Annotated in this window: 12 protein-coding genes; all 12 read right to left on the reverse strand. The window is 41.3% G+C overall.

Features of this window, described 5'->3' with window-relative positions; genetic code table 11:
• Positions 1–60 precede the first annotated feature (60 nt).
• Positions 61–426, reverse strand: coding sequence for a four helix bundle protein (locus tag ACSSWA_RS11395; protein WP_437356701.1), 366 nt, complete (start codon positions 424–426; stop codon positions 61–63).
• A gap of 1,035 nt (positions 427–1,461) precedes the next feature.
• Positions 1,462–2,040 carry an acyltransferase gene (locus ACSSWA_RS11400; protein WP_437356702.1) on the reverse strand — a complete coding sequence of 193 codons (579 nt, stop codon included), beginning with the start codon at positions 2,038–2,040 and terminating at the stop codon, positions 1,462–1,464.
• A 696-nt stretch (positions 2,041–2,736) separates the two neighbouring features.
• A complete protein-coding gene (locus ACSSWA_RS11405; protein WP_437356703.1) occupies positions 2,737–3,651 on the reverse strand; it encodes a Gfo/Idh/MocA family protein in 915 nt (304 codons plus the stop codon).
• A gap of 50 nt (positions 3,652–3,701) precedes the next feature.
• On the reverse strand, positions 3,702–4,067 hold the full coding sequence (locus ACSSWA_RS11410) for a four helix bundle protein (protein WP_437356704.1): 366 nt from the start codon (positions 4,065–4,067) through the stop codon (positions 3,702–3,704).
• 41 nt (positions 4,068–4,108) lie between these two features.
• Positions 4,109–5,482, reverse strand: coding sequence for a nucleotide sugar dehydrogenase (locus ACSSWA_RS11415; RefSeq protein WP_437356705.1), 1,374 nt, complete (start codon positions 5,480–5,482; stop codon positions 4,109–4,111).
• 507 nt (positions 5,483–5,989) lie between these two features.
• Positions 5,990–6,274 (reverse strand): GIY-YIG nuclease family protein, encoded by a 285-nt coding sequence (locus ACSSWA_RS11420; protein WP_437356706.1) that lies wholly within the window; start codon positions 6,272–6,274, stop codon positions 5,990–5,992.
• Positions 6,275–6,912: 638 nt separating this feature from the next.
• Positions 6,913–7,665, reverse strand: coding sequence for a hypothetical protein (locus ACSSWA_RS11425; RefSeq protein WP_437356707.1), 753 nt, complete (start codon positions 7,663–7,665; stop codon positions 6,913–6,915).
• Positions 7,666–7,671: 6 nt separating this feature from the next.
• Positions 7,672–10,233, reverse strand: a complete 2,562-nt coding sequence (gene glgP / locus ACSSWA_RS11430; RefSeq protein ID WP_437356708.1) for an alpha-glucan family phosphorylase — start codon at positions 10,231–10,233, stop codon at positions 7,672–7,674.
• 1,352 nt (positions 10,234–11,585) lie between these two features.
• Positions 11,586–13,214, reverse strand: a complete 1,629-nt coding sequence (gene groL / locus ACSSWA_RS11435; RefSeq protein ID WP_437356709.1) for a chaperonin GroEL — start codon at positions 13,212–13,214, stop codon at positions 11,586–11,588.
• Positions 13,215–13,239: 25 nt separating this feature from the next.
• Positions 13,240–13,539: a co-chaperone GroES gene (gene groES, locus ACSSWA_RS11440; protein WP_437356710.1), complete on the reverse strand. Its 300-nt coding sequence runs from the start codon at positions 13,537–13,539 to the stop codon at positions 13,240–13,242.
• A gap of 140 nt (positions 13,540–13,679) precedes the next feature.
• Positions 13,680–14,981 (reverse strand): adenylosuccinate lyase, encoded by a 1,302-nt coding sequence (purB, locus tag ACSSWA_RS11445; RefSeq protein WP_437356711.1) that lies wholly within the window; start codon positions 14,979–14,981, stop codon positions 13,680–13,682.
• Entirely contained in the window at positions 14,981–16,156 is a 1,176-nt protein-coding gene (locus ACSSWA_RS11450) for a S1C family serine protease (protein ID WP_437356712.1), read from the reverse strand. Before ACSSWA_RS11450 ends, purB begins: the two co-directional genes overlap by 1 nt.
• Position 16,157 lies beyond the last annotated feature (1 nt).

A 16,157-nucleotide genomic window follows, 5' to 3' on the forward strand; every position in this document is an offset into this window, starting at 1 on the left:
TGCATAAGATGTGACGCGTGACTAGTGACTTGTTACTCGTCACTCGTTACTCGTCACTCGTCACTCGTTACTTGTTCCCCTTAACGATTTAATCAAACCAATAAGCATATTACGGATTGCTTTTATTTTTTCTAATAATTCATCTAAAGTTTCTTTGTTTACAAATCCCAAATTCATTGAAATAATCATTTGTGTCTCTAATTCTGCGCAAGAACCTAATGAAACATATAAAAATTGAACAAACTCCTTTTTATGATTTCTTGCACTTCCTTCAGCAATATTAGATGGAATTGAAATTGCCGCTCTTCTTATTTGGCTAACTAATCCAAAAAGTTCATCTTTTGGAAAATTTTTCGTCAGTGTATAAATCTCATTAACAAGTTGAATACTATTTTGCCACACCTGTAAATCTTTATGACTTTTCATTTCTTACTCGTTCCCCGTCACTCGTTACTTGTTACCCGTCTCTCGTCACTTGTCACTCGTTACTCGTCGCTCATTTCTCGTTACTTTTAAATTTTTTTCCACCCTCTGACCATCTGAATGCTGGACGCTCAACTACTGAAATTAGCGTTCAGATTGTCAGCGTTCAGTTTATCAGCTTTCAGAATACTATTGCTTTATGATTTTTTTTAACAGATTTAGTGAAAGAATATAAAATTTTTGAGATACCTCGTCAGACTCTGACTGATTCATCAGACTCTGACTGATTCATCAGTCCCTTGACTGATTCATCAGACTTTGACTGATCAGTAAGACAATTCCCCAGTCCCTAACCCCTAAACAACACAGCTCCGCCACGTGAGTCACATGGCTCCTTTAATAAAAAATACCGTCAAATCCGTACGGAGATAAAAATAATAAGTACCGATTTAACGGTAGATATTTTAATTTTTCACTCGAATTTCAATGTGGAATTAATTGCCCGTAATCCGCCCTTTTCAATAAATTCTTGCCCCAAGAAATTGTATGCAAATATATAAATTTTTATTAATTGAGCAAATAGGATTTTTTAGTTTTTAACTGATTACGCTAAGTGTTTATTAACATATATAAAATTTGTTATTCGTGCACAGCGGGGTTACTTTATAAACCGCAAAGTTCGCGGAGAAAGCGCGGAGAAATAAAAGCTTAGCGTTCTTGCGCGCCCTTAGCGGTTAATAATATTTGAGAGTTTGCTTCCCCCGCATACTGCGGGATCGCAAAGACAGATACATAACAGTCAGTTTCGTTTTTTTATTACAAGATTACCAAGATTACAAGATTACCAAGAACTAAGAACCTCAAAACTCCCAAACCCCGAGACCACGAATGCACGAATTCACTAAAGGATGACCGACGAATAATCTGCATGTGACTTTTGATTGATATTTACGAATGATGAATCATTGAGATACTTCCCCCGCCGTTGGCGGGGTCAGTATGACAATTCACTAATCCCCAGTCCCTAATCCCTGCTCCCTATTCCTTCTCAACCACTTTCCCGTTTTCCAATTTATACTTTTTACCGCTTTTCGGGCAGACGGCAAAACCGTCGGGATCGAATTTCAGTTTTATTCCCGCTTCGGATACCCATCCGATTAATCTGGCGGGGTTTCCGACTACCAATCCGTAATCCGGAACGTCTTTGGTTACAACCGCTCCCGCGCCCACAAACGCATATTTCCCGATTGTAATTCCGCATACAATCGTACAATTGGCTCCCAGACTCGCTCCTTCTTTAACTAAAGTTTTAATATAATATTGACTTCCCACCTGCGGATATTTACTGCGCGGATCTTTAATATTTGTAAAGACCATCGATGGTCCGCAAAAAACATAGTCTTCGAGCGTAACTCCTTCGTAAACAGAGACGTTGTTTTGAATTTTCACATAATTGCCGATTGTAACGTTATTGCCTACGTTTACGTTTTGACCCAGAACGCAATGTTTTCCGATTTTGGCGCCCGACTGGATATGACTGAAATGCCATATTTTAGTGCCTTCTCCGATTTCGACATTGTCGTCGACAACCGCATATTCGTTGATGTAATAGTTCATAGGCTTTTAATTTTATTGTTTACAGGTAGTGTTTTATTAACGTGAAATTTTTTTTCTGAGATACTTCATCAGACTCCGACTGATCAGTATGACACTGCTCTAATAATTTACTTTCATTATAGTATTAAGAACTAAAAAAAAGTAACTTGTCATTCTGAGGAATCCCGCTGCAAGCGGGATGACGAAGAATCTGAGTTACTATTTAATTTACTAAACTGACCAAGAGATACTTCGCCCGCCGTTGGCGGGGTTAGTATGACAGTTCACTAATCCCTGATCCCTAACTCTGAGGAGTCCCGACAAAGACGGGACGACGAAGAATCTGCTGATGACTTTTTACTTTACTTACTTGACCAAGAGATACTTCGCCCGCTAAAGCGGGACTCAGTATGACACTATGCTACAATACCTTAGCGTTCTTTGCGCTCGTTGTGGTTAATAATTTTTGAGAGTTTGCTTCGTCGCTCGCTCAGCTCGCTCCTCGCAAAGACGGGGTTTTATTCAGATTTGCTTCCCCCGCATACCGCAGGGTCGCAAAGACGGATGCGCGACAATCAATTTCGTTTTTTTATTACAAGATTACCAAGATTACAAGATTGCCAAAATTACCAAGATTACAAGATTGGCAAATTACCAAGAACTAAGAACCTCAAAACTCCCCAACCCCGAAACCAAGAACCCCAAAACCGACTTTCTCTAAAACTCAATCCCGTTCCTTATTTGATATGCCAATTGAATCGAAGGACGAGCGTCGTTTATGCCGTACCCTTTACCGTTCAATATATCGCGATAAACAACAGTATGCAGTTCCGTAAATCCTTCCGTAAATTCGAGTTCTTCCCCGTCAATTTTTATAGAACGGTAAGTTCTTTTTCCGGCGGATTTAACGCTTTCCGGCAGGTCATCGTAATTAATCGAAAGGTTCCATTTGACGAAAGCATTTTCTAATTCCAATTCACCCTTCATTGACCGTTTACTATTGTCTAAAATTCGCGAATGAACGGGGCTGCCGAAAATCCAGATCAACATATCGAAAAAGTGAATGCCGATATTAGTCGCCACGCCGCCCGATTTTTCAACGCTGCCTTTCCACGAAAAGTCGTACCACAATCCGCGCGATGTTATATAATCGAGACTGATATCGAATTTTTTACCCGGTTGAGATTTAATAACCGCTTCCGCTTTTCTTTTAAGTTCAATAATCGACGGATGCGTTCTCAGTTGCAATACTGTATAAACTTTTCTTCCCGTTTCCTTTTCGACAGTTTCAAGCGCGTCGAGATTCCACGGATTTAGAACTAGAGGTTTTTCACATATTGCATCAGCTCCAATTCTTAACGCCAGACGTATATGAGAATCGTGCAAAAAATTCGGCGAGCAAATCGACAGAAAGTGGACGCGCTCGGACTCGGATTTTCTGTGCAGTAAATCGAGGTGACGTTCGAACCGTTCGAATTCAACAAAAAAACTTGCGTCGGGGAAATAGCTATCCAACAGTCCCACAGAATCGTGAGGATCCAATGCGGCTACGAGATTATGTCCGGTTTCTTTTATGGCTTTCAAATGTCTTGGGGCTATATAGCCCGCTACTCCTGTAATTGCAAAGTTCATTTTTCGTTCTTGGTTTTGGGGTTCTTGGTTCTTTGTCAGGGGAGTTGAGTTTATTCGATACTTTTTAAATACCTAATAAATCCTCCCAATAAGCTTTTTATTTTTTTAATACGCTCCAGAATTGGAGTAAATTCATCTTCCTTTATGTATTTAAGATCTAATGCCAAATATAATAAAGACTCTACTTCGGAAGAAGATCGATAAGAATACCGGAGAAAATTAATAAATGATTTAGTGGATCCGCTGTCGAATCCTTCTGCAATATTACTCATTATAGAGACCGCCGCTCTTTGAATTTGGTCTTTAAGTCCGTAGTCTTTTTTGAATTTTTCGCCTGAAGTTAGATTGTATATTTCACTTACTAACAATCTGGCTTCTTTCCATGAATCAATATCGGTAAAATCATTTATTTTCATATGAACCTCTTAACCTCAGAACTTTGAACTCCAGCGCTGAACTACGCCTTAAACACATTCCCTTCGTGCAGTCCCTTTATTTTAAATGCATTGCGGGTGTCGAGAATTAAGCGGGCATGTTTACGTATAAAATTGTAGTCGTAGTTGTCGTGGTCGGTTGCCAGCAATACAAGGTTGTATAATCTCAATACGTCTTTAGTCAGTTCAACGGAATGCATATCGAATTGATACTTTCTCGTCGGAGGCAGTTTGGGAACGTACGGGTCGTTATAGTCGATTTCCGCGCCCCGTTCACGCAGCAGTTCGATTAATTTTAAAGAAGGCGATTCTCTCATATCGTCAACATTCTTTTTATAAGCGACTCCGAGTATCAGAATTTTACTTCCCTTTACCGCTTTGTGAGCCTGATTCAGAACTTCCACGGCTCTTTCAACGACGTAGTAAGGTTGAAACGTATTTACTTCTCCCGCCAGTTCGATGAATTTTGTATTGACTTCGTATTCGCGCGCTTTCCATGTCAAATAAAACGGATCGATAGGGATACAATGACCGCCGAGACCGGGACCGGGATAGAACGCCTGAAATCCGAATGGTTTCGTTTTAGCCGCGTCAATAACTTCCCATATATCGATATTCATTCTTTCGAATACAACTTTCAACTCGTTAACGAGAGCGATATTGACGGAACGATAAATATTTTCGAGAAGTTTTGCCGCCTCCGCCACTCGCGGAGATGATACTGGCACCGTAGTTTTAACTACCTTTCCGTAAAGCGCTACGGCAAGTTCGCGGCAGCTGTCCGTAACGCCTCCTACAATTTTCGGTATTGTGCTCGTTGTAAAATCTTTATTGCCGGGGTCTTCCCTTTCGGGACTGAACGCCAGGAAGAAGTCCTTGCCGACGGCGTAAGAATCAGGAACCGGGGATTGGGGATTAGGGGTGAGTGTATTTTGAACTTGCGGCGCAGTTTCGAATAACGGCAATAAAATTTCTTCGGTCGTACCGGGATAGGTAGTGCTTTCGAGCGTTATTAACTGCCCTTTTCGCAGATGTTTTCGGATTGTTTCGGCAGTCGCTCTAACGTATTTCATATCCGGTTCGCGATGTTCATCCAGAGGAGTTGGAACGCATATAATAATCGCGTCGCATTCTTTCAATTTTGAAAAATCCGAAGTCGCTTTGAATTTCTTTTTCTTGATAATATCTTTAATCAATTTCGAATCGATATGTTTGATATAACTTTTTCCTTCGTTCAATAAAGGTATCTTGTTTTCATCGACGTCGAAACCGATAACTTCGAATCCGTTATTGGCAAATGCAAGAGTAAGAGGCAGTCCTACGTACCCCATACCGATAATGCCGACTACCGCTTTTCCGTTTTCAATTTTTTCAAGAAGTTCTTTTTTGAAATTCATTTATCCCTCGTTAGTTTATTGTTAATGGTCATTAACTTATCGTCGATTGTTTAGGCGCGCGGAGTTATTTTTTTATTACCAAGATTACAAATTACCATGATTACAAGATTACCAAGATTACAAGATTACCAAGATTGGCAAATTACCAAGAACTAAGAACCTCAAAACTCCCAAACCCCGAAAGCACGAACCCAAAAGACGGGACGACGAAAAATATTTATGTCAGAGATTCTTCACCCGTCTACGACGGGATTCAGAATGACAACATGATAATTTTTGTACATTAAACGTTGTATGATGGACACGAAATGCAACATTATGTCATTCTGAGGAATCCCGCTACAAGCGGGATGACGAAGAATCTGAGTGACTATTTAATTTACTTAACTGACCAGGAGATACTTCCCCCGCCGTTGGCGGGGTCAGTATGACAGTCACTCATCCCTAATCCCCAGCCCCTAGTCCCCAACTCTGAGGAGTCCCGACGTAGACGGGACGACGAAGAATCTAATACCATTCTTTACTAAGATCCTCCCATTCAGGATTTTCCTTTTCAATTAATTCTATTTTCTTTTTTCTTAACCATCCTTTAATTTGTTTTTCTCTTTTAATGGCTTTTTTGACATCATTAAATTCTTCGTAATAAATTAACTTTGTAATGTTGTATTTACTCGTGAATCCCGATATTAATTTATTTTTATGTTCATAGACTCTTCTTATCAAATTATTTGTAACGCCTGTATAGAGAGTTTTACTTTTGTTTGTCATTATGTAAACATAATAACTTTTCATTATTTCTGAAATTCTTCAGTATAACAACATGAATATAATTTTATTTTCACCGTTGTATTATTGACACGAAATACAGCATTATGTCATTCTGAGGAATCCTGCTGCAAGCGGGACGACGAAGAATCTAAGTGATATTTGATTTACTTAACTGACCAGGAGATACTTCCCCCGCCGTTGGCGGGGTCAGTATGACAGATCACTAATCCCTGACCCCTAATCCCCGATCCCTAACTCTGAGGAATCCGACAGAGGCTGTATCGACGAATCTGTATGTCTGAGATACTTCGCCCGCTAAAGCGGGACTCAGTATGACAGTTCACTAATCCCTAATCCCCAGTCCCTAATCCCTAAACAACACAGCTCCGCCACGTGAGTCACATGGCTCTGTAAAATTACATAAAAATAACCGTTTAACCGAAGTCAAATTAACAGTATTGTTCCGATCAAACGGTCAACATAAACTTTTTATTAACGTATCGGAATCTTGCCTTTAACGAGTGTATATATTGCCCTTTCAGTATAATCAGCCCTAACTAAGTATTAATGCAAATTTAAGATTTTATTTCTATACAAACAATATGAAAACAATTATATTAAATAAGAGTCAAACAACGCGCAGTATTCAATAATTTTTTCAGTCAATCGCCGAGTTTCAATATTATATTTTCTTTTTTTCTTTTTTCGAGCGCTTCGGAATTATAAGTAGATTTGAACAAATCAAAAACGCTCAGACTGTCTTTTTCTATTTTAAAAGTCTCTTTTTCAACTCCGGGTTCCGATTTGAAGTCGATCTTATTTTTATCGATCGACGGTTTATTCATAACATCGGCGGTTCGATTTACTTCTCTTAGATTACCAAGTTCGTTTTCGGTATCATGAGCGGCGGATTCTTCGTCTTTAAAAGTCGGATCGAGAGCAAAAACCGCCAGCGCAAAGATTTTATCGTTTTGATTTTTCGCTTCGGAGGCGCGCATATCGAAACTGTAAATTTCGGTATAATTGCTTCCTCTGCCGATATTGGTAAGTCCAACCTGTTGAATCTTAAATCTGAATTGATCGACCGGCTTGCTGAATTTAAGATGCGGTAGATCTTTAATTGCATATACCGGGTCGAAATAAATCAATTCGACCGCGCCGTCTATCTCGAGGAAAAAACCGTACTTAGTCGAATAAGCGTCGAGTTGAGGGTCGTTGGTCAAAAGCCTGTAGACTATGAGATTCTTGGCTACAGGCTCTTTTACAATATTGCATACATCGGCGTAACTTATCGGTTTGGGTTGTTTAACCGGTTCCTGTTTATAGATAATCCTGAAATTATCTTCTCTGTCGAACCGATTCTGCGAATAAATCAGGATGTCTTTTCCCCGAACGTCGAGCGTTTCCAGATACATAATTTTCTAAGCCCATCTGATTAAACCGAGTTCGAACTGGTTGATTAGCAATTCGTGTTTCGGAAGAATTCGAAGCGTAAAACCGAACTGTCCCGTGTTCATGCATTCAATTTCGCCGCGATAAGTATATCTTTTGTCTTTCGATTTTTTCGGAACGTAAGTCATAGTCACGAAATTTTTATCTTTTTCACCGTTATCGATTTTACCGTAATAAATCTGAACGTCGATATCTTTAGGGGTAAGTTCGCCGAGTTCCACTTCCGCGGTTATCGGATATTTATTTCCGACTTTCAATTCAACGCCTTTTAATTCTTCGGCAATACTGATGAATTTAACTTTGCTCCAGTTCTGATATACTTTTTGTTTCCACGCTGAAAACTCTTTGGCTTTTTTCCATTTATTATTCATCAGAAAGAGGCGTTTTTCGTAGGCTTTGAAATAAAAGCGTTCCGAATATTCGCGTACCATGCGGTGAGTATTAAAAAACGGTCCGAGAGTTCGCATTGAATTTTTCATCATTGCAATCCATCCGCGCGGAAGTTTGTCTTCGCCTCTGTTATAAAAAAGAGGAATAATTTCCTTTTCGATCATTTCATAGATGAGACGCGATTCGACTTCGTCCTGGTAGTCGAGGTTTTCATATTCTTCGCCGTTGCCGATTTTCCAGCCGACTTCATGATTGTAAGCTTCGTCCCACCAGCCGTCGAGCACGCTCAGGTTCAGTCCGCCGTTAGCAATTACTTTCATGCCGGAAGTGCCGCTGGCTTCGAGAGGTCTGCGCGGATTATTTAACCAGACGTCGCAGCCTTCCACCATATAACGCGCCACATTCATATCGTAATTTTCAATAAAAACGATCTTCTTGCGCAATGACGGTTCTTTTGTCATTGCAATTACTTCCTGAATAAGTTTTTTGCCTTCCTCGTCTTTAGGGTGAGCTTTGCCTGCAAAGATCAATTGAACGGGATAATCGGGATTGCATAAAATGCTTTCGAGACGTTCAATATCCCTGAAAATCAGATTGGCTCTTTTATAAGTGGCAAACCTGCGGGCAAAACCGATTGTCAAAGCCTGAGCGTCGAGAACTTCCTTTGCAGCGTTAATTTCGGAAGCGGAACCGCCTCGCTGCATAATCTGTTTTTTCAAACGGTTGCGCGCAAATGCCACGAGTCGTTCTCGTCTTCTTTCGTGAGTGCGCCACAATTCTTCGTCAGGTATTTCGTCGATTCTTTTCCACACTTCCGAATCGGAAGGGTCGCGGTTGAATTTTTCTCCCAGATAACGATAGAGCAGTTCGTGCATATCGTTCGACAGGTGCGAATGAATATGAACGCCGTTTGTAACGTGTTCAATCGGAATTTCGTCGAACGGGATATCCGGGAATCCGCTCTGCCACATTTTTTTGGATACTTGTCCGTGCAATTTACTTACACCGTTTACGAAGCCCGCCATATTCATAGCAAGATGCGCCATGTTGAAATTTGCAGGCGGTTTGTCTTTTACAATCGTTCCGAGTTTATAAAAAGTTTTGTCGTCGATCTGCAGTTCGTTTCTGTAATAAGAGCCGAAATATTTTTCCATCAAGTCGTTCGGAAAGATATCGATTCCTGCGGGAACGGGAGTGTGCGTTGTAAAAATATTGGAATGGAAATTTATGTCTTTTGCTTCGTTGAACGATAATCCGTATAATTTTATGAGGAGTCGAATTCTTTCAAGCGCCAGAAAAGCAGAGTGCCCTTCGTTCATATGGCAGACTAACGGGCGCAGTTCCATTGCATGAAGAGCGCGAATGCCTCCGATACCCAAAACAATTTCCTGTTGTATTCGAGTTTCGATATTTCCGCCGTAGAGAGTGCGTGTAATCTTTCTGTCTTCCTCCCTGTTCTCGGGCACATTTGTATCGAGCAGATAAAGCGGTATTCGTCCGATTTCGATTTTCCAGATTTGGAAATAAACTTTTCTGCCCGGGAAGTCGAGTTCGATTTTGAGCGGCGTATTATCTTTGTTTGTAATTAGCGTCATCGGTTGATTGTAGAAATCCGTAATTTCGTATCTCTCCTGCTGCCAGCCGTCGTTCGTAAGGTACTGCTGGAAATATCCTTCTTTGTAGCATAGTCCGACCCCTACAAGAGGAATTCCGAGATCGCTGGATGATTTGAGATGGTCGCCGGAGAGAACGCCGAGTCCGCCCGAATAAATTTGCAGCGATTCCGTTAATCCGTATTCGGCTGAGAAATATGCAATTACATTCTCGCTGCCGTAATCATAATTTTTCTGATACCAAGTTTTTTCTTCTTTATAAACTTTGAGTTGAGTATAGACTCTGTCCATATGAGCAAGGAAGCTGTCGTCCGCGGCTACGTCGTTCAATCTTTTTTGACTTATTTTTCCGAGCATTAACACCGGATTGTGATATGTCTCTTCCCACAATTGCGGGTCGAGTCTTCTCAACAAATCGATCGCGTCGTAATTCCATGTCCAAAATAGATTGTAAACTATTTCTCTTAGCGGTTCGAGTTTCTTGGGCAAAGAAGGAACCACATTGAATCTGCCGATATAATTAATCATGTATTTTTTCCCTTAACTTGCTTTTATAAATAACGATATTCAATTTAATAAATTTTTTTTTAACAAAGACAAGACAAAAAACAGTTATTTGTCATTCTGAAGAATCTCTAAAATACAGATTCTTCGTCGTTACCTTCCACGTCGGATCTCGTCAGAGTGTAGGGATTAGGGGTTAGGTATTAGGGACTGGGGGTTAGGGAACTGTCATACTGAGTCCCGCTTTAGCGGGCGAAGTATCTCAGAAAAAAATTTTCACGTTAATAAAACACCCCGTCAGATTCTTCGTCATCCCGCTTGTAGCGGGATTCCTCAGAATGACATGTTACAGTTTTTTTAGTCTGAATACAATACTGAAAGTAAAATTATTACAGTAGTGTCATACTGACCCCGCCAACGGCGGGGGAAGTATCTCAATCATTAATCATTCGTAAATATTAATTAAAAGTCATATGCAGATTATTCGTCGGTCATCCTTTAGTAAATTCGTGCATTCGTGCTTTCGGGGTTTGGGAGTTTTGAGGTTCTTAGTTCTTGGTAATTTGCGAATCTTGTAATCTTGGTAATTTTGTAATCTTGTAATAAAAAAACCGAAACTGATTGTCATGCATCCGTCTTTGCGACCCCGCAATATGCGGGGGAAGCAAACTCTCAATACTTATTTAACCGCGAAGGGCGCGGAGATCGCGAAGGTATTTACCTCGCTGTCATTCTGAATCCCGTCGAAGACGGGTGAAGAATCTCTAAAATACAGATTCTTCGTCGTCCCGTCTACGTCGGGACTCCTCAGAATGACAAGTTACAGTATTCCTTATTTTTAATGTATCGGTGAAAGTAAAATTATAATCATTTTGTGATTCTGAAGAATCTCTGACACACAGATTTTTCGTCGTTACCATCACTGTCGGATCTCGTTATAGTGTAGGGGTCAGGGATTAGGGGTTAGGGACTGGGGGTTAGGGATTAGTGTACTGTCATACTGAGTCCCGCTTTAGCCGGGGAAGTATCTCACCGGTATTTGTTTGAGTTTGCTTCGTCGTTTGCATTGCTCACTCCTCGCAAAGACAAAGTTTTGTTTAGATATTGCTTCCCCCATACCACTCGTTCACAAAGACCTATACAATCCGCCATTTGTCATACTGATCAGTCAAGGGACTGATAAATCAGTCGGAGTCTGACGAAGTATATCTGGTCAGTTAAGTAAATCAAGTATCACTCAGATTCTTAGCCGTCCCGTATACGCCGGGATTCCGTAGAATGACATTTTAATGTATTTAACGTTCCGGATTTATAAACGGGACAAAAAAAGTCCCGCATGAGAGCGGGACTTTGAATTAACGGAATGAAGAAATTTATTAATACATGTCGCCCATACCGTGCGGCATTGCCGGAGCAGCTTTTTCTTCCTCTTTCTTTTCGTAAACAACCGCTTCGGTAGTAATCAACAACGAAGCGACGGAAGCCGCATTTTCGAGAGCCGTACGTGTAACTTTAGTAGGATCGATAACGCCGGCTTTCATCAGATTTTCATAAGTTTCGGTCTGAGCGTTGAATCCGTAATCGTCTTTGCCTTCGAGCACTTTATTGAGAACAACAGCTCCTTCCAGACCTGCATTAGCAGCAATTTGTTTGAGAGGTTCTTCAAGAGCTTTTTGAACGATACGAACGCCGGTTGTCTGGTCGTCGTTTTCGCCTTTGACTTTGTCGAGCGATTTGATAGCGCGAACCAGAGCAACTCCGCCGCCGGGAATAATGCCTTCTTCAACGGCTGCTCTTGTAGCATGGAGCGCGTCCTCAACGCGGGCTTTCTTTTCTTTCATTTCTACTTCGGTAGCGGCTCCGATTTTCAGAACTGCAACGCCGCCGGACAGTTTAGCCAGACGTTCCTGTAATTTTTCTCTGTCGTAATCCGAAGTGGTTTTTTCGATCTGAGCTTTGATTTCGTTGATTCTCTTCTTGATTTCTTCGGGTTTGCCTGCGCCTTCGACAATTGTGGTATTGTCTTTGTCGACTGTAATTCTTTTAGCTCTACCGAGATATTCGATAGTAGCGTTTTCGAGTTTGAAGCCTCTTTCTTCGGAAATAACCGTACCGTTTGTGAGGATTGCAATGTCTTCGAGCATAGCTTTACGTCTGTCGCCAAATCCGGGAGCTTTTACGGCGCATACTTTGAGCGTGCCGCGCAATTTGTTGACAACCAGAGTAGCCAGAGCTTCGCCTTCGAGGTCTTCGGCAATGATTAAGAGATTCCTGCCGGATTGAGCAATCTTTTCGAGAATCGGCAGTAGGTCTTTCATTGCCGAAATTTTCTTGTCGTGAATCAGAATGTATGCGTCTTCGAGGACTGCTTCCATAGTTTCGGAATTTGTTACGAAATAAGGCGAAATGTAACCGCGGTCGAATTGCATACCTTCAACGACTTCGAGAGTGGTTTCTGCCGATTTGCTTTCTTCTACCGTAATAACGCCGTCTTTGCCAACTTTTTCCATAGCGTCGGCAATCAAATCGCCGATAGCCTTGTCGTTATTTGCGGAAATTGCGCCGACCTGGGCAATTTCGTCGCGGCCGCCGACTTCTTTGCTGATTGATTTCAAATAGTCGATAACTTTGCTTACGGCGAGGTCAATGCCTCGTTTGAGGTCCATCGGATTGGCGCCTGCTGTAACGTTTTTCAATCCTTCGCGGAAGATTGCCTGAGCCAAAACGGTAGCTGTTGTAGTACCGTCGCCGGCAACGTCGCTTGTTTTCGAAGCGACTTCGCGAACCATTTGAGCGCCCATATTTTCAATCGGGTCTTCCAATTCGATTTCTTTTGCTACAGTAACGCCGTCTTTAGTAACAGTAGGAGCTCCGAATTTTTTATCGATAACCACATTGCGTCCTTTCGGACCGAGAGTAACTTTAACGGCATTGGCAAGTTTATCTACGCCCACTTTAAGAGCGCTTCTTGCGTCGGTGCTGAATTCAATTATTTTTGCTGCCATAATAATCCTCCTTTTTTATCAAACTTTATTTTTGAACAATTCCGTAGATATCGCTTTCGCGCATAATTAAATATTCTTCGCCGTCAATTTTAACTTCGGTGCCGGAATATTTTCCGTACAATACCGTATCGCCGACTTTAACGTGCATATTAATTAATTTTCCGTCTTCAGTAACTCTGCCCTCGCCCACTGCAACAACGGTACCTTCAATCGGTTTTTCTTTGGCGGTATCGGGCAAAATAATTCCGCCTTTGGTTGTTTCTTCGGCTTCTTTCGGTTTTACAATTACTCTGTCAGCCAAAGGTTTAATCTTGAAGTCTGCCATATTTCAACCTCCTTTTAATTTTAATTATATTAGCACTCTTTTTAAGCGAGTGCTAATATAAATTTATTCTATTATTTTGTCAAGTATTTTCTTTGATTTTAGTTGAAAATCGTCGTTTTTAGACAGGATATGTCATCTTATTAATCCGACTCAACGCTCCTGGCGAAGATATAATCGAGGTTAGCGAGCATTTTGTCGGGATTAAATACTTCCTCGATTTCTTCTTTGGAAAGATACTTCAACGCTTCGGTCGATTTGAGGAGTTCCTCTTTCAAATTTGTCGATTTATCCCGCCATACCTTCATGGAACATTCCTGCACAATTTTATATGCATCCTCGCGCGTAATCCCCTTTTCAACCAATTTGAGCAGAATTTTTTGAGAAAAAATGAGTCCCCGCGTCTTATTAAGATTTTCGAGCATATTGTCGGGATAGATTATCAGATTATCGATTAATTTTACGGCAAGATTGAGCATATAGTCGAGAGCAATACAACTGTCGGGCAAAATTACGCGTTCGGCGGAAGAATGAGAAATATCTCTTTCGTGCCAGAGGGGTACATTTTCCAAAGCGGCAATCGAATTCGCCCTCAAAATACGCGCGAGTCCGCTCAGCCTTTCGCTGATAATCGGATTTCTTTTATGGGGCATTGCAGAAGATCCTTTTTGTCCTTTTGAAAAATACTCTTCGGCTTCGAGGACTTCCGTGCGCTGCAAATGTCTTATTTCAATTGCAATTTTATCGAGCGTCGTACCGATAATTGCAAGCGTCGTAAGGAATTCCGCATGCCTGTCGCGTTGAACCACCTGAGTCGCCACGGGCTCAGGTTTCAGACCGAGTTTTTCGCAAACGTATTCTTCGACTTGTGGAGTCAAATGGTCGAAAGTTCCGACGGCGCCGGAAATTTTCCCTACGCTTACATTTTCGATTGCTCGTTCGAGACGGGCTATATTTCTTTTAGTTTCTTCGTACCAGAGAGCGAATTTCAATCCCATCGAATACGGTTCGGCATGAATACCGTGGCTTCGTCCCACGCAAATCGTTCGTTTATGTTCAATCGCTCTTTTCTTTAAAACTTTTTTCAATTCGTACAAATCTTTTAATAACAGTTCCCCCGCCGTTTTTATTTGATAAGCAAGCGAAGTATCGAGAACGTCCGACGATGTCATTCCGTAATGAATATGTCGCGATGCGGGTCCGACATATTCAGCAACATTAGTAAGAAAGGCAATAACGTCGTGTTTTGTTGTTTCTTCGATTTCAAGAATTCTCTTCAAATCGAAATTAGCTTTTTCCTTTATTTGTTTAATGTCCTCGTCCGGAATTTCGCCCATTTTATGACGCGCTTCGCATGCCAGAATTTCAACTTTCAGCCAGGTTTCGAATTTGAATTGATCGCTCCAGATACGCCCCATCTCGGGACGGGTATAACGAGGTATCATTATTTTCTCTCCAATTTCATTTTTTTGATAAGTCTTTTGTTGTCTCTCAGAATTTTTACGTCGATTACATCGCCGGGTCTGAATTCCTGCAATATGCCTATCAAAGTATTTTCGTTATTAACTTTGAAATGATTAATGCCGAGAATGATGTCGTAAACTTTCAAACCGGCTTTATCTGCAGGCGAATTTTTAACAACATTGGTAATTATAACGCCGTGAGAACTTTTTAAATCGTATGCTTTTGCGATCGAAGGGTCGATAGTTTGAATGCTGAGTCCCGTCCAGAAATCCCGGTCGATTTTGCCGTTTTCCTTTAATTCTTTTATTACCTTTTTAATTTTATTCGAAGGGATAGCGAAACCTACGCCTACGTTGCCGGAGGAACCCTGAGCCGTATAGATTAAAGTATTCATTCCGATCAACTGACCGAAGGCATTAACAAGAGGACCGCCGCTGTTGCCCGAATTGATTGCCGCGTCGGTTTGAAGCATATCCACATAATAACGGTTGTTTGCCGCGCCTAAATTCATTCCCTTGGCGCTTATGACTCCGACCGTAACAGTCGGTTGGTCGTTAATGTCGAAGAGTCCGAACGGATTGCCGAGAGCGATTACCCACTCGCCTATTAAAATGCTGTCGGAATCACCGAATTCAATATAAGGCAGGTTTTCAGCGTCAATTTTCAAAAGGCAAATATCCGATACCGGGTCGGAACCGACGATCTCGGCTTCGTATTGCGAACCGTCCGTCAATGTAACAATAGCTTCGACTGCATTGCCCGCCACGTGATCGTTGGTTAAGATATAACCGTCGGGAGATATAATCGTTCCCGACCCCAGGCTTCGCACCTGCTGGTTGTAAACTCGGTCTCCGAAGAATTGTCTGAAGAACGGATCGAGCGAAAATATATCTCTGTACTGTCTTATTTCCGTAACGTTGATGCCTACAACTGCGGAATTTACTTTCTTGACAGTCTCTGTTATAATAGTACTGCGCGAATTCGATATGCTGTTATTAACCTGTACCGTATTTACCGGTTTTATCCGGGCTTGGGAAGAACCTATGATATTATTAAAATTATTCGTTTCCGGTTTTGCCAGTACAAAAGCATAAAACAAGACCAATACCGACGCAGTAACTGCGGAAGAAAGGAGTGCCAATTTTAAATTTTTCATG

The sequence above is a fragment of the Melioribacter sp. Ez-97 genome (assembly GCF_051488665.1).
In the GTDB taxonomy this organism is placed as follows: Bacteria; Bacteroidota; Ignavibacteria; order Ignavibacteriales; family Melioribacteraceae; genus Melioribacter.